The sequence below is a fragment of the Luteibacter sp. genome, from assembly GCF_009912395.1.
In the GTDB taxonomy this organism is placed as follows: domain Bacteria; phylum Pseudomonadota; class Gammaproteobacteria; order Xanthomonadales; family Rhodanobacteraceae; genus Luteibacter.
In genome coordinates this window covers 1-24,957 of sequence record NZ_WNDO01000028.1, presented here as the reverse complement: position 1 = coordinate 24,957, position 24,957 = coordinate 1, and the positions used below count along the sequence as shown (strand labels likewise).

Here is a 24,957-nt window from a genome sequence, read left to right as displayed (position 1 = left end):
CGGGCATGTCTGAAAACCCTATTGTAGTTCGGTCGCAACCCGGTATCGCGGACACGGTCCGCTCCCACCCCGTTGGTAGCAAGCTCACTACCGAAGGGGTGGGAGCGGACCGTGTCCGCGATTCGGGTTCGCCGAATGGCTTATTTCTTGAGGCAGGTGCTCATGAACGCCTTGCGCGCGTCGCCCTTCAGGCTCTTGCCGGTAGCGTCGGCGTTGCAGGTCTTCATCTTTTCCTGCTGCGTGGCAGGGGCGGCGGCCGCGGCGGGCTGCTCGCCCTTCAGACAGCTGCTCATGAAGGTTTTACGCTCGTCGCCCTTCTTGCCGGAGGCCTGCGCATTGCAGTCCTTCATCCGCTGTTGCTGCGGAGTCAGGGGCTTGGCGGCGGGCGCCTGGGCGGCCGCGAGCGCGGACCCGGCGAAGGCGAGGAGGGTGGATACGGCAAGGACACGGAACTGCGTACGCATGGCGAACCCCTACGTGACGCCGGGCCAATCCGGCGGCTCGGAGCTTACGACTGTTCGGATGAACGGGCGACTGTTACCTTCCGGGCCGTCCAGGGGGCATGATCGATGGAAACAAAGCTTGCGTTGCATGTATCGGAGAAAGGCGTGCTTTCCGGCTTCGGATATCACGACGGACGCGTAAGGGAGCTCCACTGGAGGGAGGAGACCCTGGATATCGTTTTCGAAGCGATGGACGACCTCCGTACCCGGCTGTCGTTCGATGGTGTGCGTGACTGTGAAATCCAGGGGACGCTCGCGGAGAGCATCGTGGGCTACATCATGGTCCGTCGCATGGATGGCTCCGATGAATGGGAGGTCTCCGTCGAGCCCATCATGGGGGTTGGCCTGAAGATCCGATGTGTCGGTTTCTCGGCAGTCCGCGAGTCGTCGGAGAGCGTCGGCGGCGGCTGACGCTCCCCGTGTCGTGCTTGTCAGGCGGCTTTCGATTCCGACCGACGCGGCCCCTCGGTCAGTGCGTGCCGCACTTCCTCGACGATGAGGTCGACCTCGGCGCTGGTGACGCGGAAATGCGGGGTGAAACGCAGCGAATTGGCGCCGCCGTGGATCACGCCGATGCCGCGCTCGCGCATGAACTCCTCGGTGGAGCCTTCGCCGTAGCACTTGAATTCCGGGGCCAGCTCGCACGAGAACAGCAGGCCGGTGCCCTGCACCTTGGTGATCAGGCCGCCGAGTTCGCCCTTCAGCTGCTCGAGCTTGTCCACGAACTCCTTGCCGCGCTCGCGGATGTTGCGACGTACGTCGTCGGTCAGCTCATGCATCGTTGCGATGGCGACATCCAGCGCGCGCGGGTTGGCGGTCATCGTGTTGCCGTAGATGCCCTTGCGGTACAGGCCGGCGACGCGTTCGGACACCGCCAGCACCGACAGCGGGTACTGGCCGGCGTTGAGCGCCTTGGAGAAAGTCTCGAGGTCCGGCGCTTCCAGCGATTCGAAGCCCGGGTAATCGATGATGGACAGCACGCCATGGGCACGCAGGCCGGCCTGGATGGAATCGACCAGCAGCAGGGTGCCGTGGGCGCGGGTGAGTTCGCGCGCGGCGGCGTAGAAATCCGGCGTGAGGGCGCGACCCGGATCGCCTTCGCCCATCACCGGTTCCAGGAACATCGCCTCGATGAACCAGCCCTGGCGATCGGCCTCGGCGAACGCCTCGCGCAGTTGCGCAACGTTGTACGGCTCGACCGTGATCAGGGTGTCTTCGTGGCGGAAGCTGGCCAGGTGCTGCTGGTAGTTGCGGCGCGAGGAATCCGAATAGATGGCGGGACGTTCGGTACGACCGTGGAAGGCGCCCTTCACGGCCAGGCGCTTGATGGTGCGACCGGCGTGGCGCGCGCCCGGATCGGTCATCAGCTTGGCGTTGACGTCGGCGATGCGGCCGGCCAGCGTGACGGACTCCGAACCGGAATTCAGGCAGAGGTAGTGCGAGTAGGGGCTGCCGCCGCGGCTGCGGCCGAGTTCGCGGTTCAGCGCCTCGGACAGGCGCAACTGCGCCACGTTGGCGGTCATCACGTTGGCCATCACCTGCGGGCGCGACATCGCCTCGATGATGTGCTCCGGGTTATGGCCGAAACCGAGCATGCCGTAGCCACCGTTGTCATGGAGCACGGCGCCCTTGAGCGTAACGATCCACGGACCGCGCGCGGCGGCGGGCACGTACGGGTTCACGCCGTCGTCGGGATAGAAGTTGACCAGGCCGGCCTGCAGGCGATGGATCTGCTCGGCTTCGTCCAGGCGCAGGAAATCGGCCATGTCGGCACGCAGGGCGCGATGGTAGGCCACGGCTTCTTCCACGGCGCGGCCCAGGGCGGCATCGGAGCGGGCGAAGCGTTCGATGGTCGCATCGGGCAACCCTCGCGTGCGCTGCTGACCACCAAACTCACGCAATTCGCGCAGGAGACCGATGACGTCCATAACCCACTCCTCAAGTAATTCGAAGTAACAGCGATAACGCGGGGATATCCCTTTCGTCTATATATCGAAATGGCGCCTAAGTGCATATAACTAAAGGGATTATTTTCCCAGCATACCATGCGGTTTTTACACGCGTAACCCCCGGGTGACGCTTGTCACATCCGCACAATGACGCAAGCGACTGCCGCCAAGGGGTTGCGTCGGAATATGTTGCATCGCAAGGGAGGGCATATGACCTACGACAACCGCATCGCACGACTCGACAAGGTTTCCAAGCGATACGGCGCGATCGTCGCGCTGGACGGCATCGACCTTGATATCCACCGCGGCGAACTGCTCGCGCTGCTCGGGCCCAACGGGGCCGGCAAGAGCACCAGCATCGGCTTGCTGCTGGGCTTACACCGCGCCGACGCCGGCCAGGTGAGCCTGTTCGGCCGGGATCCGCAGGACATCGAGGCGCGTCGGCGCATCGGCGTCATGCTCCAGTCCGCCAACCTGCCGCCGACGTTGAAGGTGCGCGAACTGCTGCGCCTTACCGCCAGCTACTACCCGGAGCTGCGCACGCTGGGTGAATGCGCCGAAGTGGCCGCGATCCAGGACCTGATGGAGCGGCGCTATGCGGACCTGTCCGGCGGCCAGCAGCGGCGCGTGCAGTTCGCGCTGGCCCTCGTGGGGCGTCCCGAGTTGCTGTTCCTCGACGAACCCACCGTGGGCATGGACATCACCTCGCGCCAGTCGCTGTGGGCGGCGATCCGTCGCCTGGTCGCCGAGGGTTGCGCGGTGGTGCTCACCACGCATTACCTGGAAGAAGCCGAATCGCTCGCCGACCGCGTGTGCGTCATCGCGAAGGGACGGGTGGTGTCCGAAGGTACGGTGGATGCCCTGCGTGCCCGTGTCGCCGTTCGCCGCATCCGCTGCGTGACCTCGCTGGTCGACACGGTGGTCGCCGATTGGCCGGAGGTCATCTCCGTGGAACGCCAGCCGGAGGGACGCTTGAGCATCGCGACGGCGAGTGCCGAGTCCGTGGTGCGCCGCCTGCTCGACGCGGACCCGTCGCTTTCGGAACTCGAAGTGCAGCGCGCTGGCCTCGCCGAGGCCTTTACCGAAATCACCCGTGAAACCGATGCGGCCGACGCCGCCCGGGAGGCCGCATGAACATGATCGACAGCACCTCTAGCCCGGTCATGACCGCCGGCCGCCTGTTCAACGCCTACGTGCAGGAGGCCCGCGCGGAATGCCTGCGCTACCTGCGCACGCCGAGCTTCCTGTTGCCGACACTGCTGTTTTCGCCGGTGTTCTACATCATGTTCGGCATCGTGCTGGCCAAGGCGAACGGTCCGGAGGCGACGCGCTACCTGCTCGCCTCGTACGGCACGTTCGGCGTCATGGCGCCGGGCCTGTTCGGCTTCGGCGTATCGCTGGCGCTGGAGCGCGACTCCGGTCTGCTTACCCTGAAACGTGCGATGCCGATGCCGCCGGGTGCCTATCTCGTTGGCAAGATGTGCATGGCCTTGCTGGTCGCGGCGATCGTCTCGACCATCCTGCTCGTGCTGGCGATCTTCGTGGCCGGCGCCGACATGACGCCGACGCGTGTCGCGACCTTCTACCTCGTGGAGATCCTAGGCGCGCTGCCGTTCTGCGGCCTCGGTCTGCTGCTGAGCACACTGGTGAAGGGGCAGGGCGCGCCCGGAGCGGTGAACCTCGTCTACCTGCCCATGGCCTTCCTGTCGGGCCTGTGGTTCCCGCTGTCGGTCATGCCCGGTTTCATCCAGGCGATCGCACCGATCTGGCCGGCCTACCATCTGGACCAGCTGGCGCTTTCGGCCGTCGGCCTGGGGCAGGGCGGGGTGGCGCTCCATGCGCTCGTGCTGGTCGGTTTCACCGCGGTTTTCCTGACGCTGGCGGCCCGTCGCCTGCGCCGCCACGGTTGAAGTAGCATGGCCTCCAACCCGCCAAGACTCTCGACGGATACGCTCATGGCAAGCCCGTGGTTCCAGCCGACGCCCGATTCGCTGTGGAGCCGCTTCCGCGACAAGCCGCGTGCTCGCTTCGCCAGCTATTTCCACCTGATCTGGATCGTCTACGTCTTCGTCGACCTGCTCGGCACGGAAAAGCTTCCGCCGCACTGGCTCGCGGTCACCGCCGTGACGCTGCCGCTGTTCCTGCTGATGTACTGGCAGGTGCAGATCCGCCCCATGCGTTACGCCGTGCTGTTCGCGCTGGGAATGGCGGCAATGGGCTTGGCCACGCTCTACATCAACCACAATGGCGGGGCCTGCTACATGGTCTACGCCTGTTCCTTCATCGGCGTGATGGCGCCGCTGCGCATCGCGCTCGTACGGATCTTCCTGCTGATCGGCTGTTTCGTCGCCGCGGCCATGCTCATCACGCACTGGCCCTGGCAGGCCGCGATGATGGTCTCCTTGATCGCCTTCTCGGTGGGCCTGGTCAACCAGTTCTACCGCACCAGCGCGCAGCACGACGCCGAGCTGAAGCTTTCCCATGACGAGGTGCGTCGCCTTGCAGCCACGGTGGAGCGCGAGCGCATCGGCCGCGACCTGCACGATCTGCTCGGCCATACGCTGTCGCTGATCACGCTGAAGCTGGAGCTATCGCGTCGCCTGATGGATCGCGATGTCGACGCGGCGCGACGCGAGATGGAAGAGGCCGAACAGGTGGCTCGCCATGCGCTTGCCGAGGTGCGCTCGGCGGTCACCGGTATCCGTGCCACCGGCATTGCAGCCGAGCTGGCGTCCGCGCGACTGATGCTCAACGCGTCGATGGTGAACTTCGACTACGTCAGCGACCTGCCTGCGTTGCCGGAGCGTTTCGAAGCCGGCCTCGCGCTGGTGTTGCGCGAAGCGGTGACCAATATCCATCGGCACGCCCAGGCCTCCGTCGCCGAGGCGAAGGTCGAGGTGCACGGCAATCAGTTGGTGCTTTGCATCGCGGACAACGGGCGTGGTGGCGTCACCGAAGAAGGCAACGGCCTGGGCGGCATGCGTGAACGCGTACGCGCACTGGGCGGCACGCTGACCATCGAATCGCCGCGCGGCAAGGGTACGCGTCTGCGCGTCGCGGTGCCGATGCAAGTAGGCGATCGTCTTGCCAAGCCGCTTGCGACCGTGGCACAGAGCCTGCCGTCATGATCGCGCTGCCACGAGCGCGGGCCGATTCATTGCTGGGGAGCCTCAATTCCCCAGCGCTGCTGAAATGGCAGATCGTGCTGCAAACCTTCTGGCTGATCGCCCTGGTCCAGGCACCGTGGTCCATGAAGGGTTTCGCATGGACATGGTTCGTGCCCACGGCCTTGTCGATTCCCATCTATGTGGCGTGTTGCCTGGGGGTGTTCTTCGGGCCGCTGCGGCGCCTGGTCTGGAACGCGGTCGCCATCGTGTCCGTCGGCTTCGTGCTCTGGCCGGTCAATGCCATGGCCCTGGGCTACGTAGTCATCGGCCTGTCGCTCCTGGCCTTTGAGGGACGTCTGCGTACCTGGCTGACCATGTCGGTGGTGGCGACGCTGGTCGCGGCCGTCTGGCACCTGCTATTCCACGTGCCGTTGATCCACGTCGCCCTGGTGCTTGTGAGCGGCGTCATCGGCGGGGTGAGCAATTTTGTCTACGTGCGTTCGGCGCGACGCGATGCCGAGCTGCGCCTGTCGCAGGGCGAGGTCCGGCGCCTGGCCACGCTGGCGGAGCGCGAGCGCATCGGTCGCGACCTGCATGACCTGCTCGGCCATACGCTCTCGCTGATCACGCTGAAGTCCGAGCTGGCCCGGCGCCTCGCGCTGGCCGATCCGGCGCGGGCGCAGCGCGAGATGGAAGAGGTGGAGCGCGTCGCGCGGCACACGCTCGCCGAGGTGCGCAGCGCGGTCACCGGTCTGCGCACAGGGGATCTTGCCAGTGAGCTGGTTTCCGCGCGGTTGATGCTGGAAGCGTCCGGCATCGCCTTCCATGTCGAGGTGCCCGACGGTCTCGATTTGCCGACATCCGCGCAGGCCTCGCTGTCGCTGGTACTGCGCGAGGCCATCACCAATATTCATCGCCACTCGCAGGCCACGGTCGCGCGCGTGGTCATCACCCGGAACGGACAGGATTTCTCGATGCGGATCACGGACAACGGTTGCGGCGGGCTCGCCGCGCACGGCAATGGCGTCTCGGGCATGCGTGAACGCATACGCCAGATCGGCGGCCGGCTGGCAATCGATTCGCCGGCAAGGCAGGGCACCACGCTGGACATCGGCTTGTCGCTCGTGCCGTGCCTGTCGGAGTCCGCCGCATGATCCGCGTGCTGCTGGCCGAAGACCAAGCGATGGTGCGCGGTGCGCTGTCGGCGCTGCTCAACCTGGAGTCGGATATCGAGGTGCTCGGCTCGGCGCCCGACGGCGAAACCGCGTGGCGCGAACTGCAACGCCTGAAACCCGACCTGCTGGTCACCGACATCGAGATGCCCGGCCTGACCGGCCTGGAGATCGCCCAGCGGGTACGGCGCCACGAACTGCCGGTGAAGGTGGTGATCGTGACCACGTTCGCGCGTCCCGGTTTCCTGCGTCGTGCGCTGGATGCGGGCGTGGGCGGCTATCTGCTGAAAGACGCGCCGGCGGAGAACCTCGCCGACGCGCTGCGCACGGTGCATCGCGGCGGCCGCGCCATCGATCCGCAGCTGGCGCTGGAGGCCTGGTCCGAGGCCGATCCGCTGAACGATCGCGAGCGCCAGGTGCTGCGCCTGGCGGGCGAGGGGCATTCGGCTGGCGACATCGGCACGCAGCTCAATCTCTCCCACGGCACCGTCCGCAACTACCTGTCCGAAGCCATCGGCAAGCTAGGCGCCGCCAATCGCATCGAAGCCTATCGCCTGGCCCGCCAAAAAGGCTGGCTGTAGGAGCGCGCCTTGCGCGCGACCCGCGGCAGCGGGCCAGGTTGCCGCTGCCGCGGGTCGCGCGCAAGGCGCGCTCCTACGGCCAAACAGGGGGCCGGGGCTTCAGCATCCGTCCACGCCTGCAAAGGATAAAATGCCCCGGCGCGTATCCCGCGCGGTAAGGGGCCCACGGCGTGAGGAAGATCGTTCGGACAGTGTCGTCGCTCGTGGCGCTTGCGTTGCTCGCCGCCTGCGATCGTGCGCCGCCGCTTACCCATGACGCCTATATCTGGCAGCGCCAGTGGACCCCGGGCCTTCGCGATGCCATCGCGGCCTCGAACGATCTCGTGCGCGATTGGCGCGTCCTGGCGGCGCAGGCCGATCGTGACGGTCGTTTCCATGTGTTCACGCCCGATCTCCCCGTGCAAGGCGGACGTCCCGCCATCGCCGTGGTGCGCATCGACGGCCGACTGGCTCGTTTCGATACCGATGAACTCATCGGACACATCGACGAGGTGCGTCGACGCTGGCCCCACATGGCCGGTATCGAGATCGACTACGACTGCCCCACCTCGCGGCTTCCCGCTTACACCACCTTCCTTCGCCAACTGAAGGACCGCCTTGGCGCCACGCCTCTGTCGATCACCGCGCTGCCGACCTGGCTGGGTTCGTCGAATCTGGATGCCTTGCTCGCCGTTCCCGACGAGGCCGTGCTTCAGGTTCATGCCGTGCAGGCACCGCAGGCGGGGCTGTTCGACCCCGATGTAGCCGCTGGCTGGATCACTGACTTCTCGGCGCACACGCGCAAACCGTTCCGCGTGGCGTTGCCGACGTACGGCTCGCGGGTGAGCTGGAACGCGGACGGTTCCCTGCTGGCGGTGGAAAGCGAATCCGCCGCGTTGGCCTCTGGCGCCGTCGCCTCGGAACTGTACGCGGCGCCATCGACGGTGCTTGCCTTCGTGCAGCGTCTCGAAGCGCATCGTCCTGCCCGGTTGGGCGGCCTGGTTTGGTTTCGCCTGCCGACGCCGGAAGACACGCGCGCCTGGAGTCTGGCCACCTGGCGCGGCGTCGTCACTGGCCATGTCGATACCCAGCCGGTGACGGTGTCCCTGAACACCCCGACAGCCGATGGCCCGTCTGACATCGTGATCGAAAACCCCGGCGGCATGGACGTCGAAGCGCCCTCACGAGTCGCGCTGCCCGCAGGTTGCACGGTGGCGGACGGCATCGACGGCTACGCGTTACGCCGTACCGGCGATGGCCTGTCGCTTGTCGCCGTGCAGGCGCGTCCGCTGCCGGCTCATGCATCACGACCCATCGGCTGGGCGCGCTGTGCGCCCGGCACGACCCTCTCCCTGTCATCCCATCAAGGAAAGCCCGTTTCATGATGAAGCCCTCCACGCTCGCGATCGGTTGTGCCATCGCGTTCGCCGGCGCGGTTGCCTGGGCCTGCGGCCCGGACTTCCCGTCGCAGATGCTCGACGACCGCGCTGGCTCGCTGGCTACCGTGCCGCAGAACACCTTCGCCTTCGAAGCGGCGCACCTGTTGCCCGCCACCGACGGACTGAAGGCGGTCGAGGCGGAGCGTTGGGAGTCCGGGCCCAAGATCGCCGACGACCTGCCTGCCGACCAGATGGCGAAGGTGAAGGCGTTGATGGATTCGCCGTCGAGCGATCAGGCTTACGCCGCAAGCACCGGTTTGCCGGAAGACGTTCGGCTTTATGTCGCGGGCGCGGTGGCCTGGAAGTTGTCGGGCGCCGATTGCCAGAACGCGCAGGCGTCCGCCGATACCGAGGGCGACGCGACCACCGAATCGTCGTGCAATGCGGTCGACGGGGCCGGACTGGACGCCGCGCAGTCTCGCTTCGAGGCCGTGCTGGCCCTGCCGCAGGACCAGGCGACCCACCGTGGCGCCTGGGCGGCCTACATGCTGGGCCGGATTCACACGCTGCGCGCCGACGATGCTTCGGGCGCACAGGCCACGACGGAGCGCGACGCGGCCGCGAAGGCGTTCCAGCAGGTCCGTGCCCGCGTGCTGGCTGGCGCGTCCGATGCCCAGGGCCTGGCCGTGGCGAGCTTCGGTGCCGAGGCGGCGCTGAGCCTTCGCGCCGGTGGCGAATCCTGCCTCTGGGTCGATCTGGTCAATGACCGGGAATGCGTCGCCAAGCTGGCGCCGGCCGACCTGAAACACGCCATCGCGTTGTACGCGGCGCAGGCGGGCCATGGTTCCGACAGCGCAGTGCAGTCGCTCGCGGCGATCGCAGGCGCGGTGCTGGGTCATCCCGATCAGGTGGCGGCATTCGTCGATGGCCCGGTGTCGCAGCGCCTGCTGGTCACCTACGCGCTGGCTCGCGTCGCGCCGCAAACCGCTGACGGCAAGCCGGAGCCGGTGCTGACGACGCTCGTGGACGCCATCGCCAAGGTGGCGCCCGACAAGGTCGCGGCCGCCGATCGCCTTGCCTCGCTGAACTACCAACTGGGGCGTTACGACGATGCCGAGCGCCTGGCCGCGAAGGCGGACGGTCCGCTCGCCGCCTGGGTGCGCGCCAAGCTGGCGCTGCGCAAGGGTGATCGCGACGCCGCCGTGCGCGAGTACGCCGAGGCGGCCAAGGCCTTCCCGAAGGCCGACGATCCCAAGGCCGCCTTGCAGCCGTCCAGCATCGAACAGGTGATGGGCGAGCGTGGCGTGCTGGCCCTGGCTCGCGGCGAGTACGTCGAGGCCATGAACCACATGTACGAAGCGGCGACCCAGGTTGGCGGCGACGGCAACGTGTACGACGAGGACGGTGATTCCGCCGGTATCGGCTACGGCAACGACATGGACTACATCGCCGAGCGCGTGCTGACGGTGGACGAGCTGAAGTCCTTCGTGGACGCGCATGCGCCGAAGGCGTCGCCGGCTCCCGCGAAGGACGACAAGGAACAGGCCTACCAGCCGCTGCCGGTGACCGATCATCTGCGCTGGCTGCTGGCCCGTCGCCTGATGCGCGCGGGACGCTATGACGACGCCTACGCGTATTTCCCGGATGGCATCGACAAGCGCTATGCCGAAGTCGACCTGCGCGCGACCGCGAAGGCCTATGTCGAGGCGCTGCACGATGGCGACCATGCGTGGACCGACATCGGCAAGGCCGAGGCACGCTATACCGCCGCGAAGATCGCGCGCGAACACGGCATGGAGTTGATCGGCTACGAGCAAGGCCCCGACTACGCCGACAACGGTGGCGGCTTCCAGGGCGGTAGCGGCCACAAGCTGGAGGACCTCAAGGGCGACGACGTGACGGAAGGGGAGCGCCAGCGCTTCCAGGCCAGCGCCGCACAGCCGGACCGTCGCTTCCATTACCGCTATCTCGCGGCCGACAAGGCCGTGTCCGCCGCCGACCTGCTGCCGCCGCGCTCGCAGGCCTTCGCGGCCACGCTGTGCATGGCGACGCACTGGATGCTCCAGGGGCCGCCGGACTACAACGAGGCCGAGGACGGCGACACCAGCAAGCCGCTCAACGAACGGCAGCGACGCGCGCAGGCGTATTACGCCCGCTACGTGAAGCAGGGCCCCTATGTCGACTGGGCCGACTCGTTCGGCTGGAACTGCGAGGAACCCGACTTCGCCCGAGCCCGTGAACTGAAGCGCGCCGAGCAGATCCGCGCCGTCAAGCACGTGGTCCGCCAGTGGCTGCCGGCCGAGATCGCCATCGTGGTGCTCGTGCTGGCCGGCATCGGTTGGGTGGTCGTCCGCCGCCGCAAGCGAAGCACGTGATTCGCATGTAGGAGCGCGCTTGCGCGCGATGGATCGGAGCGGTGAGTCGCAGGGCACAAAGCGCCCTGCTGTAAAGCGTGAACCGTGCGCTCGACGTGGCTCACGGTTCACGGCGGCCCGCTTAGCAGCTCGTGACTTACACGCCGCCTTGGCGGCCGACTCACGGGATGTCGTAACATCGCGCGGCTTCGAGGACTGTCGGCTGGCGCAGGGGAATCTATGGATGTCGTCGTTTCTGAATCCACCGTTTCGTCACGGTGGCGTTCATCGTGGTCATGCTTGGCGAGGATGATTCCGCTCGGTGTGCGCCGGGCGTTTCTGCCTTTTGCGATATCCCGGCTGCTGCTCGTGCTGGTCTTCACGGCCATTCCGCTCCTTCAGCAAGGGCTCGCGGATCACTGGGGTGCCGAGGACCGGATGTCCCTGCGGCTTTCTCCGCAGGCGGTTGCGGACGGATTGTCGAACGTGGCGATCCGGGCGGATGCGACGTTCTATCGCGCCATCGCGACGGAGGGGTACGAGAAGCGTCCGTTCGACACCTCGCGCGCGGCCAACTGGGCGTTCTTTCCCCTGCATCCCCTGGCGTGGCGCGCCGCCGGCGCATTGACCGGCGAATGGGTATGGTCCGGGTTGCTTCTCGCCAACGTCCTGACCTGGCTGGGCCTGGGCATGCTGTGGACGCTGGCGCGTCGTCTTGTGGGTTCGGATCGTGTCGCGGACATGGCCGTGCTCTTCGCGTGTTTCTGGCCCACCACGTATTTCATGATGTTGCCCCACAGTGAGTCGTTGTTTTTCCTGCTGGCGACGGCATCGCTCCTGGCGGCCCGATCGGAGCGTCTGTGGTGGGCATCCATCCTGGGCGGCATCGCCAGCGGCGCACGCGTGAACGGCGTCTTCCTCGCGCCAGCCATCTTCATCGATCGCTGGTTCCGTGGCGAACGCCGCCCGATGGACGTGGCGAAACTGGCGTTGATCGGGGTAGGGCTGGCTGCCTACATGGTCTATCTGTGGAAGATCACCGGCAATCCGTTCGCCTTCAAGGACATCCAGATCAAATGGGGGCGCGAGCTGCAACCGCCGTGGGTCGCGTTGATGGACTACGTCAATCGGCCGCTCAAGATCGCGATGCCCTGGAATCCGAGGCTCCTGAATTTTTCGCTCACCGTCGTGGCGCTATGCAGCGTCGTCGCCTGCTGGAGGCGCGGATGGCGTGATCTGGCCGTGTTCACCGCGTTGACCGTGCTGGCTCCCTTGTCCACGGGCACGCTGATTTCCATGACGCGCTACATCGGCGTCGCACCGGGCGTCTTCATCGCGCTGGCGGCCTGGGCGGAGGAGCGTCCACGCTTCGGCGCGCTATGGCTGTCGATTTCGGTGCTGGCCATGACCTTGCTCGGCATCCTGTTCACCTTCGACATCGACATCGGAAGCGCCTGATCGCGCGTGGCCGGGGCGCTCCCGCCATGGCCCGGCCGATTGCGCGATAATCGACGCCCCCCTGCGCCACCGGCCCGCCTCGTGAAGAAATCCGACTTCGACTTCGAACTGCCGCCCGACCTGATCGCCCAGGCTCCGCTTGAGCGCCGCTCGGGGAGCTGGCTGCTCGTGCTCGACGCGGCGGCGCGCACCAAGAAGGACCGCAAGTTCTACGAGCTGCCGGACATGCTCCAGCCCGGCGACCTGCTGATCTTCAACGACACCCGCGTGCTTCCGGCGCGCCTGCACGGGCACAAGGAGTCGGGCGGCGCGGTCGAGATCCTGATCGAGCGGGTCACCGGCGCCCACGAGGCGCGGGCCCAGCTCGGTGTCAGCAAGAAGCCGAAAGAAGGCGGCCGGATCATCCTGGCCGACGGCAGCGTCATCACTGTGCTGGGGCGCGACGGCGAGTTCTTCATGCTGCGCTTCGAGGGCGACGAGCCGTTGGAGCGCGTGCTCTCCCGCTTGGGCGAGATGCCCTTGCCGCCCTACATCGAACGCGGCGCCGACACCTCCGACAAGGAGCGCTACCAGACCGTGTTCGCCCGCGAGCCGGGCGCGGTGGCCGCGCCGACGGCCGGCCTGCATTTCGACGAAGCCCTGCTGGAGCGCCTGCGCGAGCGTGGCGTGGACTTCGGCTACGTCACCCTGCACGTGGGCGCGGGCACCTTCCAGCCCATGCGCGCCGAGGACGTGCGCGACCACGTCATGCACCGCGAATGGCTCAACGTGGGCGCTTCGCTAGTGGAGAAGATCCGCGCCACGCGTGCCGCCGGCGGCCGCGTGGTGGCCGTGGGCACCACGGTGGTGCGTGCGCTGGAAAGCGCCACGGTCGAGGGCGTGCTGCGTCCGTTCGCGGGCGAGACGCAGATCTTCATCTTCCCCGGTTACAAGATCACCAGCGTGGACGCGCTGGTCACCAACTTCCACCTGCCGCAGTCGACCCTGCTCATGCTGGTCTCCGCCCTGGCGGGCAAGGAAGCGATCCTCGACGCCTACCGCTACGCCGTGCTCCAGCGCTATCGCTTCTTCTCCTACGGCGACGCCATGCTGATCCTGCCGCCGGTTGTCCGGCCGGCCTAAAGGTTTCCGGCCTAGGGCCGATAAGCCTGCCGAACACCTCCCCGGGGCGAAGTGTCACGGGGAATCACAGGTAGGGACCATGGCCAGGAAATCCTCCAAAGACAGCGCACGCGCGACCATTGCGCTTGACGCGGACCTGCGCATCGGCGCGGCGCCGGCGCTGCGCGATACCTTGCTGGCCGCCCTCGGCGCTGGCGCTCCCGTCGACCTGGATGGCAGCGCGGTCGGCCAGGTCGACACCGCCGGTCTCCAGGTGCTGGCCGCCTTTTCCCGTGACGCGCGCGTGGCCGGCCTCGCGGTTGGCTGGACCGGCGCGAGCGACAGCCTCCGGCGCGGCGTGGCCGTGCTGGGCCTCAACGAATTGATTGAACTGCCGGCGCCTGCCGGCGTGAACTGATAGGTGCACCGATGGCAAAGATTCTTGCGGTAGACGACTCGGCTTCCATGCGCAGCATGGTGGCCTTCACCCTTCGCGGCGCGGGCCATGACGTCGAAGAGGCCGATAACGGCCGCGCGGCGCTCGACCAGGCCGGTGTTCACAAGTTCGACCTGGTGCTGGCCGACGTGAACATGCCCGTCATGGACGGCATCTCGATGGTCCGTGAAATGCGCACGATGTCCGGCTACAGCGGCGTGCCCATTCTCATGCTGACCACCGAGTCGGACACCAACAAGAAGATGGAAGGCAAGGCGGCCGGTGCCACCGGCTGGCTGGTCAAGCCGTTCGATCCCGACCAGCTGCTGGCGACCGTCGCCCGCGTGCTCGGCTGATCCACTCCACGACGTTCGGTCTTTCCAGGGTTCCACCATGTCCAAAGTCGATCTGGCGCAATTCCACAAGGCCTTCCACGAGGAAAGCCTCGACGGCCTCGACGCCATGGAGCAGGCGCTCCTGGCGCTGGACGAGGGTGCCGACGATCCGGAATTGATCAACGTCGTGTTCCGTGCCGCCCACTCGATCAAGGGCGGCGCGGCCACGTTCGGTTTTGCCGACGTGGCGGCCTTCACCCATGTGGCCGAGAACCTGATGGACGAGGTCCGCAGCGGCCGCCGTCCGATGGAAAAGGCCGTCGTCGAGCTGCTGCTGCGCTCGGGCGACATCATCCGCGACATGCTCTCGTTGCAGATGGCCGGCCAGCCCGGTGCCACCGCCGAAAGCCAGGCCTTGCTGGCCGAGCTGTCGGCCATGGTCTCCGGCGGCTCGGCTGCCCCGGCACAGGCCAAGGCCGCTGCCGCGACAGAGACGGTGGAAGGCTGGGACATCGCCTTCCGCCCGTTCGACTACCTGCTGAAGTCCGGTAACGATCCGGCGCGCATGTTCCGCGAACTGGAGGCCCTGGGCCCCCTGACGACCACGGTGGACGCCTCGAAGCTGCCGTCGCTGGCCGATATGGACCCGACGGCCTCGTACCTTGCCTACCAGCTGCGTCTCGATGCCGGCGCCAAGCGTGCCGCCGTCGAAGGCGTGTTCGACTGGGTGGACGGCGACTGCGAACTGACCGTCACCCCGCGCGTGGCCGCCCCGGCGGCTCCCGTGGCGGTGGCCCCGGCCGCCGCACCGCGCGCCGTGCGCGAAGTGGCGACCAATAGCGAAGCCAGCTCGGTGCGCGTGGGCATCGAGAAGATCGACATGCTCATCAACCTGGTGGGCGAGTTGGTCATCACCCAGGCGATGCTCAGCCAGTTCAACGACGGTGTGCCCGATGCGCAGCTGGAGATGTTCCGTCACGGCCTTGGCCAGCTGGCGCGCCACACGCGCGAGCTGCAGGAGAGCGTGATGAGCATCCGCATGCTGCCGATCAGCACGGTGTTCAACCGCTTCCCGCGCCTGGTCCGCGACCTCGCGCAGAAGCTGGACAAGAAGGTGGTGCTCGACCTGCGCGGCGAGACCACCGAACTCGACAAGACGGTGCTGGAGAAGATCGGCGACCCGCTGGTCCACCTGGTCCGCAATGCCATCGACCATGGCCTGGAAATTCCGGCCAAGCGCCTCGGCGCCGGCAAGACCGACACCGGCACCCTGCGCATGGAGGCCTTCCACCGTGGCGGCTCCATCGTGGTGGAAGTGGCCGACGACGGCGCGGGCCTCAACCGCGACGCCATCGTGGCCAAGGCCGTGCAGCGTGGCCTGATCGCCTCGGGCGAGGGCATGTCCGACGACGCCGTGGCCGAGCTGATCTTCGAGCCGGGTTTCTCCACCGCCGCCGCCACCACCGACCTCTCGGGCCGTGGCGTGGGCATGGACGTGGTCCGCCGCAACGTGATGGACCTGGGCGGTACGGTCAGTATCCGCAGCGTGCACGGCAAGGGCACCACGTTCACCATCACGCTGCCGCTCACCCTCGCGATCATCGACGGCCTCACCGCGGCCGTGGGCGGCGAGACCTACATCGTGCCGCTGGTCTCCATCGTGGAGTCGGTGCAGGTGAAGGCCGATGCCGTGCGCAGCGTGGTCGGCGGCGGCGAGCTGTTCCGTTTCCGCGAGGAATGGCTGCCCATCGTCCGCCTGTACGACGTGTTCGGCTGCGACGGTAGCCGGCTGGGCGTGGACCAGGGCATCGTCATCATCGTGGAGGCCGAAGGCACCCGCATCGGCCTGTTCGTGGACGAACTGATCGGCCAGCAGCAGGCCGTGGTCAAGTCGCTGGAAGCCAACTATCGCCGCGTCGCGGGCATTTCCGGCGCCACCATCCTGGCCGACGGCTCGGTGGCCCTGATCGCCGACGTGACCGGCCTGGTCCGCATGCAGGGCCGCCGCAAGGCGGCCTGACGAGGTATTTGCCGGGGCGGCTCCCACCGGGGATGCCCGTATCCGGCCGTATTTCGCGCGAGATTTCCCTCAAGTCGCCCCGTTCCCTGCCGATACCCCTCCCGAAGGGGGCCACAGCCGCCGTATCGATCCGCCGTGGGAACGACATGAATCAGCCAGCCATCAGCGCCATCGCGACCGACGAGGCCGCGCAGTACCTCACCGTGAACCTCGGTAACGAGGAATACGGCGTCGATATCCTCGCCGTCCGCGAAATCCGTGGCTGGACAGCGGTGACCCGCATCCCGCAGGCCCCGTCCTACGTGCTCGGCGTGCTCAACCTGCGCGGCGCCATCGTGCCGGTGCTGGACCTGCGCCTGCGCTTCGGCCTTACCCGCGAGGAATACACCGCCACCACCGTCTGCGTCATCGTGATGGTGGCCGGCCGCCAGTTCGGCATCGTGGTCGATGCCGTCTCCGACGTGGTGGAGGTCGCGCCTGGCAGCGTCCGCCCCGTGCCCGACATGGGCACCACCGTCGATACCGAATACCTGAAGGGACTCACCTCCGTCGGCGAGCGCATGGTTCTCCTGCTCGACGTGGATCGCCTGCTTCAGCCGCAGGACGCACAAATGCTGGAAGCCGCCCTGGCTTCCCCCGAAGCGAAAGCCGTCGCCTGAGCGTAAGAACGCCGGCGGGGGGGAGCTCCGTTCGGTGTGTGATGCCCGGAACGTCCTTGCCGCACCTTGACGATTGGAACCGTGATGAAGAAGTTCAACTTTAAGATTCCCGCCCTGACCATTCGCGGACGCCTCTACGGCGTGCTCGGCCTGCTCACGCTGATGCTGTTCGGCGGCGCGGCGGTGGGCCTGGGCGCGATGCACTTCCAGAACGAAGGCATGCGCCAGATCTACGAGGAAGAGCTGGTTCCGTCCGAGCTGCTGAGCCGGGTGAACACCGAATCGCTGATGTCGTTCGTGGTGCTGGGTGAGGCCGCTGCCAAGGTCGGCAACCCCGACCAGGTCAAGCAGAAAGTCGCCGAGTTCCAGAAGTACCAGAACGAGATGGAGGCCAACAAGGCCACCTTCCTGAAGGTGCGGATGTCCGACGACATCAAGAAGCTGTTCGAAAAGTGGCAGGCCACCAACGACGACTACGGCTCGGCGAAGAACGACATGGTCGACGCCCTGAATCAGGGTGACCAGGGTTCCACCGACGTGCTCGAAATGCAGGTCCGCCCGCTGTTGATGGACCGCCAGGCCCAGCTCGGCAAGCTGATCGAAGCCAAGCGCGACGAAGCCGCCGCGATCTTCGAGAAGGAAACCTCGCAGTACAAGACGATCCGCGCGCTGTCGATCGCCTCGCTGCTCATCGGCCTGGTGATCTGCCTCGCCATCGCCGTGCTGGTCATCCGCTCGGTCATCCGCACGCTGTCGCAGACGGTGGCCATCGCTCACGAAATCGCCGCCGGCAAGCTCGGTCACGACATCCAGGTGACCCGCACCGACGAGCTGGGCCAGCTGCAGTCCGCCTTCCGCGCGATGGACGACCGCCTCGCCGCCATCGTCACCGAAGTGCGCCACGGTTCGACCTCGGTCAGCACCGCCGCGCAGCAGATCTCGCGCGGCAACGACGACCTGTCGCAGCGCACGCAGGAACAGGCCTCGAGCCTGGAAGAAACCGCCTCGTCGATGGAGGAAATGACCTCCACCGTGAAGCAGAACGCCGAGAACGCCAGCCACGCCAACCAGCTCGCTCGCGGTGCCCGCGAGCAGGCGGAGAAGGGTGGTGAAGTCGTCGCGCAGACCGTCGTCGCCATGCGCGAGATCAACGCCTCGTCGAAGAAGATCTCCGACATCGTCAGCCTCATCGACGAGATCGCGTTCCAGACCAACCTGCTGGCGCTCAACGCCGCCGTGGAAGCGGCGCGTGCAGGCGAGCAGGGCCGCGGCTTCGCCGTGGTCGCCACCGAGGTGCGTAACCTGGCCCAGCGTTCGGCCGGTGCCGCCAAGGAGATCAAGGGCCTCATCAACGATAGCGCGAACAAGGTCAAGACCGGTTCGGAGCTGGTGGACCAGTCGGGCAAGGCGCTCGCCGAGATCGTCGACAGCGTGAAGAAGGTGACCGACATCGTCGCCGAGATCGCCGCGGCCAGCTCCGAGCAGTCGGCCGGTATCGACCAGGTGAACCACGCCGTGCTGCAGATGGACGAAATGACCCAGCAGAACGCTGCGCTGGTGGAAGAGTCGGCCGCCGCCGCTCGTGCGATGCACGAGCAGGCCACCGAGCTGAGCCGCCAGGTGTCGTTCTTCCAGGTCAGCGGCCAGGCTGCCGCCGCCCGCGCCCCGCGCAAGGACGCCACCCAGGTGGAGATGGAGACCGTGTTCGCCCAGGTGCGCAGCAGCGCCCCGGCGGCCCGTCCGTCGCGCCCGGTGGAATCCGCCGACAGCGGCGTGTGGAAGGAGTTCTGATCGATGAACGCGCTCGTCAACAACGGCGATGCCGTCGTTCCGGCGGGCGCCTCCGGTCCGGTCCTCGGCGAAGCCGAGTTCACCTTCCTGCGTGAGTTCGTGCTCCAGCATTGCGGTATCTCGCTGGGCGAACACAAGCGACAGCTCGTGCAGGGGCGCTTGCTGCGCCGCCTGCGCGCGCTGAACCTGTCGGGCTTCGCCGCGTACTGCGACGTGCTCCGCAACGATCCCGCCTCCGAGCTGGGCGAGCTGGCTAGCTGCATCAGCACCAACGTCACCTCGTTCTTCCGCGAGATGCACCACTACGACATGTTGGTGGACGAGTTGCTGCCGCGCTGGCTCGCGGAAAAGAAGGGCGGCCGCCTGCGTATCTGGTCGGCCGGTTGTTCGACGGGCGAGGAGCCCTACGCCATCGCCATGGTGCTGGCCGAGGCGCTGGAGCGCAGCGGCGCGTCCATCGACGCGAAGATCCTCGCCACCGACCTGTCGCCGCAGGCCCTGGAAGTCGCCCGCAAGGGTGTCTATCCGGTGGACCGCTTGGGTGGCGTGGACGACGCCCGTCGCAAGCGCTGGTTCCAGCGCGGCGAAGGTGCCTACGACGGCTATGCCCGCGTGCATCCGCGCCTGCGCGAACTCGTGACGGTGCAGCCGCTCAATCTGCTGCACGAATGGCCCATGCAGGGCCGCTTCGATGCCATTTTCTGCCGCAACGTGGTCATCTATTTCGACAAGCCCACGAAGCAGCGCCTGTTCTCTCGTTATGCCGGCATGCTGGAAAGCCGCGGCTATCTTTTCCTCGGACACTCGGAATCCATGTACGGACTGTCCGAGGACTTCGACCTGATCGGCCGCACGGTCTACCGGAAGCGCACATGAGCGACACCTTCGTCGCACAACCCCGTACCTTCGTGGGGTTCGATCCCAAGAGCGTGCTGCCCGGCTTCGAGCACGTGCGCCGTTTCTGGGATCCCGCCCAGGAAGTGGTGACGGTGAAGATCCTTCCTGGCGAGTACTACGTGAGCACGCAGGAAGAGATGATCTCGACCGTGCTTGGCTCCTGCGTCTCGGCCTGCATCCGCGACACGCGCCGTCGCATTGGCGGCATGAACCACTTCATGCTGCCCGAGCCCACGGGCGAGCGCGACGGCTGGAGCTCCACCGTCGGCCGCGCCGCGCGCTACGGCAACGACGCGATGGAGCAGCTGATCAACGCCATCCTCAAGGCCGGCGGCCGTCGCGACGACCTCGAGGTGAAAATCTTCGGCGGCGGTCGCGTGCTGTCCACGATGACCGACATCGGCCAGCGCAACATCGCCTTCGTGCAGCGGTACATCGCCACGGAGAAGCTGAAGCTCTGCGCGGCCGACGTGGGTGACATCTATCCGCGCCATGTCCAGTTTTTCCCGGTGAGCGGCAAGGTGCGCGTGCGCCAGCTGCGCGCCATCCACGACACACACCTGGCCGATCGCGAGAAGCGGTACCTCAAGCGATTGGCCGACGATCCGATAAAGGGAGAGGTGGAGCTGTTCTGACGCTCCGCTTCCTGTTCCACGGTCCGGTCGGCTTGCCGACAAGGATGTCCAGCCAACCCAGCGGCAAGAGCCCATGCAGAAAGTACGCGTCCTCATCGTCGACGACTCGGCCCTGGTTCGTAAGGTGCTGACCGCCATGCTCGAATCCGATCCGGGTATCGAGGTGGTGGGCACGGCCCCGGACCCGCTGATCGCGCGCGAGAAGATCAAGGCCCTCAATCCCGACGTGCTCACGCTCGACGTCGAGATGCCGCGCATGGACGGCCTGACCTTCCTCGAGAACCTCATGCGCCTGCGTCCGATGCCGGTGGTGATGGTCTCCACGCTGACCGAGCGCGGCGCGGACGTCACCCTGCGCGCGCTGGAGCTGGGCGCGGTGGATTTCTTCACCAAGCCGGCCGCCGACCTCGCCAACACCTTCATGGACCACGCGCCGGAGATCTGCGCGAAGGTCCGCCTCGCCGCGGGCGCGCGTCCGCGCGAGCGCACCGCCGTGTCGAAGATCGACGTGGCCAAGCTCGATGTCGTGAAGCTCGACGTGGCCCCGCGCCTGTCCGCCGACGCGGTGCTGCCGCGTGCGCAGACGCCGGGTACGCGCGGCGGTACCCGCATCATCGCCATCGGCGCCTCCACGGGTGGCACCGAGGCGATCCGCGTGGTGCTCGAGGCGATGCCGCCGACGGCGCCGCCGATCGTCATCACCCAGCATATTCCCGCCGCTTTCAGCGGCCCCTTCGCGGCGCGCATGGACACCTGCTCGGCGATGAAGGTTTGCGAAGCCCGCGACGGACAGCCCATCCAGCCCGGCCACGCCTACATCGCCCCCGGCAGCCAGCATCTGCTGGTGATGTGGGACGGTGCCCGCCACGTCTGCCGCCTGCACGATGGCCCGTCGGTGAACCGGCACAAGCCGTCGGTGGACGTGTTGTTCCGCTCCATGGCCGCGAGTGTCGGCGCCGCCACCATCGGCTGCCTGCTGACCGGCATGGGCGACGACGGTGCGCGTGGCCTGGCCGAACTCAAGGAAGCCGGCGCGCCGACCCTCGTCCAGGACGAGGCCAGCTCGGTCGTCTGGGGCATGCCCGGCGCCGCCTGGAAGGCCGGCGCGGCCAGCGAGATGCTGGCCCTGGACGCTATCGCCGCGCGGCTGCTCGCGCTTGCCCATACACCCGTTTCCGCCGCCGCGCGCGTCGGCACCTGAAGAACGAGACTTCCATGATGGTCATTCCCAAGAACGAACGCAGCCTCGGCTTTGCCGCCAGCGGCGTCGCGCTGCTCCTGGTCCTCGTGTTCCACGCGGCCTGGGTCGCCCCGGTGGTGGTGGCGCTGCTCACCGCGACCTGGATCGCGATCAGCCTGCGCCCGGCGCCCGTGCCTGAAGTCGAGGTGGTGCTCAACAGCACGTCCAGCGACGCGGCCTCCGTGCGCGAAGCCATGGAAGACGTGCGCAGCGCCATCGTGGACGAATTGGGCCACGCCAGCCGCGAACTGAATCAGGCCCTGGACCTGCTGCGCGACGCCGTCGCGGAACTGGGCGGCGGCTTCAATGGCCTGTCGCAGAAGACCGGCAAGCAGCAGAAGCTGCTCGGTGAGATCATCGAGAGCGGCGGCAAGGGCATCTCGGTGCAGGACTTCGCCTCCCGCACCGCCGGCCTGCTGGAACACTTCGTCGGCCTGATCGTCCAGCTGTCGCGCGAAAGCCTGCGCATCGTCTACCGCATCGACGGCATGGCGAAGGAGATGGACGCGGTGTTCGCCCTGCTGAAGAACGTGAACACGATCGCCGAAGAGACCAACCTGCTGGCGCTGAACGCGGCCATCGAAGCGGCTCGTGCCGGTGAATCCGGTCGCGGCTTCGCGGTGGTGGCCGGTGAGATCCGCAACCTCGCCCAGCACAGCAACCAGTTCAACGAGAAGATCGGTACCCACGTCGAGCGTTCGCGCACGGCGATGGAGCAGCTGCGTGAGCTGGTCGGCCACATGGCCTCGCAGGACATGAACGTGGCCCTCCAGGCCAAGGGTGACATCGACGAGATGATGTCGAACATCACCGAAACGAATGCCCGCACCAGCGCCGCCGCCGACGAGGCCGCCACGATCAACCGCGGCCTGGGCAACGACGTGTCCACCACCATCCGTTCGCTGCAGTTCGAGGACATCCTGAGCCAGCTGCTGCACCAGACGCGTTCCCGCCTGGTCGAGCTGCAGGAAGTCACCGCCGATTGCACCCGCGATATCGAAGAGCTGGCCTGCGCGCCGACCGATGCCAACGAGCTGGGTGCCCGCGCCCAGCGCGTGCGCACCCGCCTGGCCGAGCAGCGCGAACGCGCCCGCCTGCGCTCGCGCGGCCCCGCGCTGCAGCAGTCCATGGCCGCCGGCGACATCGACCTGTTCTGAGGGATTCCATCATGGCCATCAACATCCACCACGACACCGAACAGGGCTGCCTCACCCTCCACCTGGGTGAGCGCTTCGACTTCTCGATCCACCGCGTCTTCCATGATGCCTGCCTGGGCGACATCGCCGCCGCGCGCAGCTACGTGTTCGACCTGGAAGACGTCGCCACCATGGACAGCTCCGCGCTGGGCATGCTGATGCTCCTGCGCGAGCATGCTGGCGGCGACCGCGCGGACATTCGCCTGGTCAACGCGAGTCCCCAGCTTCGTAACACGCTGCGTATTGCGGGCTTCGATAAGCTTTTCACCGTGCACTGACGGTACCCACACCGAAAGGGATGTCACGGAGACGCCTCGGGAGACCGGGGCGTTTTTTATGGCTGTTGTTCGCTTCGTAGGGTGGGGCTCGCCTGCGGCATCGCATCGGCGCTCGGGCGTGGCTAGTGGAGCCGCCGGGCCGCCGCCGGGGCGCGCCGGCTCCGCCGTCCCTCGGGAAAGGTTGGCCGCTGCGCGGCCGGTGTCTTATGGCTTCGCCCCTTCGGGCTCGGGCAGGTGGTCGAGGTTCCTCGACTCGGCATCCTGCCTCGGCGAGGAATGGCGGTCATCCTAACCGCCACCGCTGCGCGGCCTTTTTCGCCCACCTACCCTCGGCTCCTCAAGTCGCGCCCCGGCGGCGGCCCGACGGCTCTCCGTATGGTGAGGCACCCTTGTGGGAATTGCCGATGCGATCGGCGATGGGTGCTCGCGCCCCCGTTGACCTGTAGGAGCGCGCTTGCGCGCGATGGGTGCTCGCGGCAACCCGCGATCGCGCGCAAGCGCGCCCCTATAGAACGCCATGAAACCGAAGGCCCCCAACATTACCTACAACCCCATCGACATCCCCAAACCCTGCTGCTGCGCCCGCTCGACAGCCATCGCCTGTTGCTGTTGCTCGATACCCTGGTTGACGCCCTCCAGCCGATCCACCGATACCTCCACCGGAATATTGATCGCCTTGGACGCATCCAACCCCGCCCACCCCGTGCGCGGATCCCGGATATCGCCATGGAACGCATCGAACACATGGACCGTGCCGTTCAATTGCCCATTGTCGTTCCGGCCCAACATCGCATCGGTTACGTTCTCCAGCCCGCTCTTCTTGGCAGCGACCAGGACAGCGGCACTCAGGTTATCCATCTGCTCCCGGGTAAGGTCGATGCCTGCATGCGCGTGAATTTCGCCGAGATGGATCGAGATGGCATCGAACATCCTGTTATCGGGATGGTCTGGGTGGCGCGGGTCGCGCGTGGACACCGCCGCCTCTTGCTCCAAAGAGGACGATGTCTCCAGGGATGACAGGGGAGACGAAAGCGACGGCAAGTCGACCGCACCCGATGCAGGCGACGCGACATCGTGTTCGTTACCCGGAGTGAGATTGACCCGATGCGCATCGTCGACCGTCCTTTCATGCAGCACGGCGTGTACCTGCTCGGCCGTCAGGGCACTGGTTGGCGGCTGCTGTTCCATGGAGGGTCCCTGTGTAGCCAACGCGGGCATCTCAGGAATCACCGGCGCATGGACCTGCACCGGATGCCGCTCACCGATCAGGGGAAGCAACGCAGGATCAAGCGGCTCCGGCGGTGCGCATACCTCCACCAGGCGGCAATGCGGCGGCGATATCTGGGAGCCGACGACATCGCGCATACCGTCGCGTTCGAAGGTCGAGGTCCCGTAGATGAACAGATGTTCCTCGGAACGATGAATCACATAACGCGAAGGATCGTCAGGCTCCGGCCGCCGCTCCAGCAACGGCACATCGCTATGCGCGTTGATGAAATCGGTCATCAGGTTGCCATTGAGGATGGCGAGGCCGTCGACGTGGTAGCTGCCGCCGATGTCGGAGTGAGAGCCAGGAACAGTGATGTTGAGAAAGCTGATCTTGCCCCTGATTTACGGACACCTATCTAAGCGACATTGGCCAGCTCGTACTGCTCTGGGCTGAGGTAGCCCAGGGTCGAGTGCAGCCGGATCCGATTGTAGTCAACCTCAATGTAGTCAAACACATGAGCCTTGGCCTGCTCCCGTGTGGCGAGGTGTTCACCATGGATGGCCTCGACCTTCAGACTGTGGTTCCAACTCTCCATTGCTGCGTTGTCGTAGCAGTTGCCTCTGGCACTCATGCTGGCGATCAAAGCGTATTGCTCCAACAGGGCGCGGTGCTCGCGC

The 24,957-nt window shown here is 66.7% G+C and carries 24 protein-coding genes; 20 read left to right on the top strand and 4 right to left on the bottom strand.

The genetic code is table 11. The annotated features are described in order from the left end of the window. Positions 1-140 precede the first annotated feature (140 nt). Complete coding sequence (locus GAK28_RS20195) at positions 141-464, bottom strand: PsiF family protein (protein ID WP_291783686.1); 324 nt, start codon at positions 462-464, stop codon at positions 141-143. Positions 465-569: 105 nt separating this feature from the next. Here GAK28_RS20195 and GAK28_RS20190 point away from each other — a divergent pair, with 105 nt between their 5' ends. After that, positions 570-914, top strand: coding sequence for a hypothetical protein (locus GAK28_RS20190; RefSeq protein WP_291783683.1), 345 nt, complete (start codon positions 570-572; stop codon positions 912-914). A gap of 20 nt (positions 915-934) precedes the next feature. On the opposite strand, the gene GAK28_RS20185 is transcribed toward GAK28_RS20190, so the two are convergent. After that, positions 935-2,431 carry an aminotransferase class III-fold pyridoxal phosphate-dependent enzyme gene (locus tag GAK28_RS20185; protein WP_291783680.1) on the bottom strand — a complete coding sequence of 499 codons (1,497 nt, stop codon included), beginning with the start codon at positions 2,429-2,431 and terminating at the stop codon, positions 935-937. Between the two features lie 231 nt (positions 2,432-2,662). On the opposite strand from GAK28_RS20185, the gene GAK28_RS20180 reads away from it, so the two are divergent. The 19 genes from GAK28_RS20180 to GAK28_RS20090 all read left to right on the top strand — a co-directional run bounded on the left by GAK28_RS20180 (position 2,663) and on the right by GAK28_RS20090 (position 23,070). After that, positions 2,663-3,586 (top strand): ABC transporter ATP-binding protein, encoded by a 924-nt coding sequence (locus GAK28_RS20180; protein WP_291783677.1) that lies wholly within the window; start codon positions 2,663-2,665, stop codon positions 3,584-3,586. Then, entirely contained in the window at positions 3,583-4,362 is a 780-nt protein-coding gene (locus GAK28_RS20175) for an ABC transporter permease (RefSeq protein ID WP_291783674.1), read from the top strand. Before GAK28_RS20180 ends, GAK28_RS20175 begins: the two co-directional genes overlap by 4 nt. Before the next feature lie 45 nt (positions 4,363-4,407). Beyond that, positions 4,408-5,580 carry a sensor histidine kinase gene (locus GAK28_RS20170; RefSeq protein WP_291783672.1) on the top strand — a complete coding sequence of 391 codons (1,173 nt, stop codon included), beginning with the start codon at positions 4,408-4,410 and terminating at the stop codon, positions 5,578-5,580. Beyond that, complete coding sequence (locus GAK28_RS20165; RefSeq protein WP_291783669.1) at positions 5,577-6,713, top strand: sensor histidine kinase; 1,137 nt, start codon at positions 5,577-5,579, stop codon at positions 6,711-6,713. The genes GAK28_RS20170 and GAK28_RS20165 overlap by 4 nt, the downstream gene beginning before the upstream one ends. Beyond that, positions 6,710-7,312 (top strand): response regulator transcription factor, encoded by a 603-nt coding sequence (locus tag GAK28_RS20160; RefSeq protein WP_291783666.1) that lies wholly within the window; start codon positions 6,710-6,712, stop codon positions 7,310-7,312. The genes GAK28_RS20165 and GAK28_RS20160 overlap by 4 nt, the downstream gene beginning before the upstream one ends. Positions 7,313-7,482: 170 nt before the next feature. Beyond that, positions 7,483-8,676 carry a DUF3142 domain-containing protein gene (locus GAK28_RS20155; RefSeq protein ID WP_291783662.1) on the top strand — a complete coding sequence of 398 codons (1,194 nt, stop codon included), beginning with the start codon at positions 7,483-7,485 and terminating at the stop codon, positions 8,674-8,676. Further along, positions 8,673-11,045, top strand: a complete 2,373-nt coding sequence (locus GAK28_RS20150; RefSeq protein WP_291783660.1) for a hypothetical protein — start codon at positions 8,673-8,675, stop codon at positions 11,043-11,045. Before GAK28_RS20155 ends, GAK28_RS20150 begins: the two co-directional genes overlap by 4 nt. A 288-nt stretch (positions 11,046-11,333) precedes the next feature. After that, positions 11,334-12,482, top strand: a complete 1,149-nt coding sequence (locus tag GAK28_RS20145) for a hypothetical protein (protein WP_291783656.1) — start codon at positions 11,334-11,336, stop codon at positions 12,480-12,482. Between the two features lie 81 nt (positions 12,483-12,563). Further along, a complete protein-coding gene (gene queA / locus GAK28_RS20140) occupies positions 12,564-13,604 on the top strand; it encodes a tRNA preQ1(34) S-adenosylmethionine ribosyltransferase-isomerase QueA (protein WP_291783653.1) in 1,041 nt (346 codons plus the stop codon). 79 nt (positions 13,605-13,683) lie between these two features. Further along, complete coding sequence (locus GAK28_RS20135) at positions 13,684-14,001, top strand: STAS domain-containing protein (protein WP_291783650.1); 318 nt, start codon at positions 13,684-13,686, stop codon at positions 13,999-14,001. Between the two features lie 11 nt (positions 14,002-14,012). Continuing rightward, positions 14,013-14,375: a response regulator gene (locus GAK28_RS20130; protein ID WP_291783648.1), complete on the top strand. Its 363-nt coding sequence runs from the start codon at positions 14,013-14,015 to the stop codon at positions 14,373-14,375. A 37-nt stretch (positions 14,376-14,412) separates the two neighbouring features. Then, complete coding sequence (locus tag GAK28_RS20125; RefSeq protein ID WP_291783645.1) at positions 14,413-16,374, top strand: chemotaxis protein CheA; 1,962 nt, start codon at positions 14,413-14,415, stop codon at positions 16,372-16,374. 146 nt (positions 16,375-16,520) lie between these two features. Next, positions 16,521-17,033 (top strand): chemotaxis protein CheW, encoded by a 513-nt coding sequence (locus GAK28_RS20120; RefSeq protein WP_291783642.1) that lies wholly within the window; start codon positions 16,521-16,523, stop codon positions 17,031-17,033. Positions 17,034-17,117: 84 nt separating this feature from the next. Then, the gene (locus tag GAK28_RS20115) at positions 17,118-18,824 is read left to right on the top strand and encodes a methyl-accepting chemotaxis protein (RefSeq protein ID WP_291783639.1); all 1,707 of its coding nucleotides are present in this window, start codon (positions 17,118-17,120) and stop codon (positions 18,822-18,824) included. Positions 18,825-18,827: 3 nt separating this feature from the next. Beyond that, positions 18,828-19,700, top strand: coding sequence for a protein-glutamate O-methyltransferase CheR (locus GAK28_RS20110; RefSeq protein ID WP_291783637.1), 873 nt, complete (start codon positions 18,828-18,830; stop codon positions 19,698-19,700). Continuing rightward, positions 19,697-20,356, top strand: coding sequence for a chemoreceptor glutamine deamidase CheD (gene cheD / locus GAK28_RS20105; RefSeq protein WP_291783635.1), 660 nt, complete (start codon positions 19,697-19,699; stop codon positions 20,354-20,356). The genes GAK28_RS20110 and cheD overlap by 4 nt, the downstream gene beginning before the upstream one ends. A 73-nt stretch (positions 20,357-20,429) precedes the next feature. After that, complete coding sequence (locus tag GAK28_RS20100; protein WP_291783632.1) at positions 20,430-21,557, top strand: chemotaxis response regulator protein-glutamate methylesterase; 1,128 nt, start codon at positions 20,430-20,432, stop codon at positions 21,555-21,557. A 14-nt stretch (positions 21,558-21,571) separates the two neighbouring features. Beyond that, positions 21,572-22,753: a methyl-accepting chemotaxis protein gene (locus GAK28_RS20095; RefSeq protein WP_291783630.1), complete on the top strand. Its 1,182-nt coding sequence runs from the start codon at positions 21,572-21,574 to the stop codon at positions 22,751-22,753. Positions 22,754-22,764: 11 nt separating this feature from the next. Next, entirely contained in the window at positions 22,765-23,070 is a 306-nt protein-coding gene (locus tag GAK28_RS20090; RefSeq protein WP_291783628.1) for an STAS domain-containing protein, read from the top strand. A gap of 543 nt (positions 23,071-23,613) precedes the next feature. On the opposite strand, the gene GAK28_RS20085 is transcribed toward GAK28_RS20090, so the two are convergent. Both GAK28_RS20085 and GAK28_RS20080 read right to left on the bottom strand, forming a co-directional pair. Further along, positions 23,614-24,576 carry an XVIPCD domain-containing protein gene (locus tag GAK28_RS20085; RefSeq protein ID WP_291783625.1) on the bottom strand — a complete coding sequence of 321 codons (963 nt, stop codon included), beginning with the start codon at positions 24,574-24,576 and terminating at the stop codon, positions 23,614-23,616. Between the two features lie 119 nt (positions 24,577-24,695). Next, positions 24,696-24,957: IS3 family transposase (locus tag GAK28_RS20080; protein ID WP_291774508.1), on the bottom strand; the 262-nt coding region annotated here is incomplete at its 5' end.

Excerpts from the sequence above, each read along its gene's own strand:
- GAK28_RS20195 (WP_291783686.1), bottom strand. The coding sequence starts at position 464 with ATGCGTACGCAGTTCCGTGTCCTTGCCGTATCCACCCTCCTCGCCTTC.
- GAK28_RS20190 (WP_291783683.1), top strand. The coding sequence starts at position 570 with ATGGAAACAAAGCTTGCGTTGCATGTATCGGAGAAAGGCGTGCTTTCC.
- GAK28_RS20185 (WP_291783680.1), bottom strand. The coding sequence starts at position 2,431 with ATGGACGTCATCGGTCTCCTGCGCGAATTGCGTGAGTTTGGTGGTCAG.
- GAK28_RS20180 (WP_291783677.1), top strand. The coding sequence starts at position 2,663 with ATGACCTACGACAACCGCATCGCACGACTCGACAAGGTTTCCAAGCGA.
- GAK28_RS20175 (WP_291783674.1), top strand. The coding sequence starts at position 3,583 with ATGAACATGATCGACAGCACCTCTAGCCCGGTCATGACCGCCGGCCGC.
- GAK28_RS20170 (WP_291783672.1), top strand. The coding sequence starts at position 4,408 with ATGGCAAGCCCGTGGTTCCAGCCGACGCCCGATTCGCTGTGGAGCCGC.
- GAK28_RS20165 (WP_291783669.1), top strand. The coding sequence starts at position 5,577 with ATGATCGCGCTGCCACGAGCGCGGGCCGATTCATTGCTGGGGAGCCTC.
- GAK28_RS20160 (WP_291783666.1), top strand. The coding sequence starts at position 6,710 with ATGATCCGCGTGCTGCTGGCCGAAGACCAAGCGATGGTGCGCGGTGCG.
- GAK28_RS20150 (WP_291783660.1), top strand. The coding sequence starts at position 8,673 with ATGATGAAGCCCTCCACGCTCGCGATCGGTTGTGCCATCGCGTTCGCC.
- GAK28_RS20145 (WP_291783656.1), top strand. The coding sequence starts at position 11,334 with ATGATTCCGCTCGGTGTGCGCCGGGCGTTTCTGCCTTTTGCGATATCC.
- GAK28_RS20135 (WP_291783650.1), top strand. The coding sequence starts at position 13,684 with ATGGCCAGGAAATCCTCCAAAGACAGCGCACGCGCGACCATTGCGCTT.
- GAK28_RS20130 (WP_291783648.1), top strand. The coding sequence starts at position 14,013 with ATGGCAAAGATTCTTGCGGTAGACGACTCGGCTTCCATGCGCAGCATG.
- GAK28_RS20125 (WP_291783645.1), top strand. The coding sequence starts at position 14,413 with ATGTCCAAAGTCGATCTGGCGCAATTCCACAAGGCCTTCCACGAGGAA.
- GAK28_RS20120 (WP_291783642.1), top strand. The coding sequence starts at position 16,521 with ATGAATCAGCCAGCCATCAGCGCCATCGCGACCGACGAGGCCGCGCAG.
- GAK28_RS20115 (WP_291783639.1), top strand. The coding sequence starts at position 17,118 with ATGAAGAAGTTCAACTTTAAGATTCCCGCCCTGACCATTCGCGGACGC.
- GAK28_RS20110 (WP_291783637.1), top strand. The coding sequence starts at position 18,828 with ATGAACGCGCTCGTCAACAACGGCGATGCCGTCGTTCCGGCGGGCGCC.
- cheD (WP_291783635.1), top strand. The coding sequence starts at position 19,697 with ATGAGCGACACCTTCGTCGCACAACCCCGTACCTTCGTGGGGTTCGAT.
- GAK28_RS20100 (WP_291783632.1), top strand. The coding sequence starts at position 20,430 with ATGCAGAAAGTACGCGTCCTCATCGTCGACGACTCGGCCCTGGTTCGT.
- GAK28_RS20095 (WP_291783630.1), top strand. The coding sequence starts at position 21,572 with ATGATGGTCATTCCCAAGAACGAACGCAGCCTCGGCTTTGCCGCCAGC.
- GAK28_RS20090 (WP_291783628.1), top strand. The coding sequence starts at position 22,765 with ATGGCCATCAACATCCACCACGACACCGAACAGGGCTGCCTCACCCTC.
- GAK28_RS20085 (WP_291783625.1), bottom strand. The coding sequence starts at position 24,576 with ATGACCGATTTCATCAACGCGCATAGCGATGTGCCGTTGCTGGAGCGG.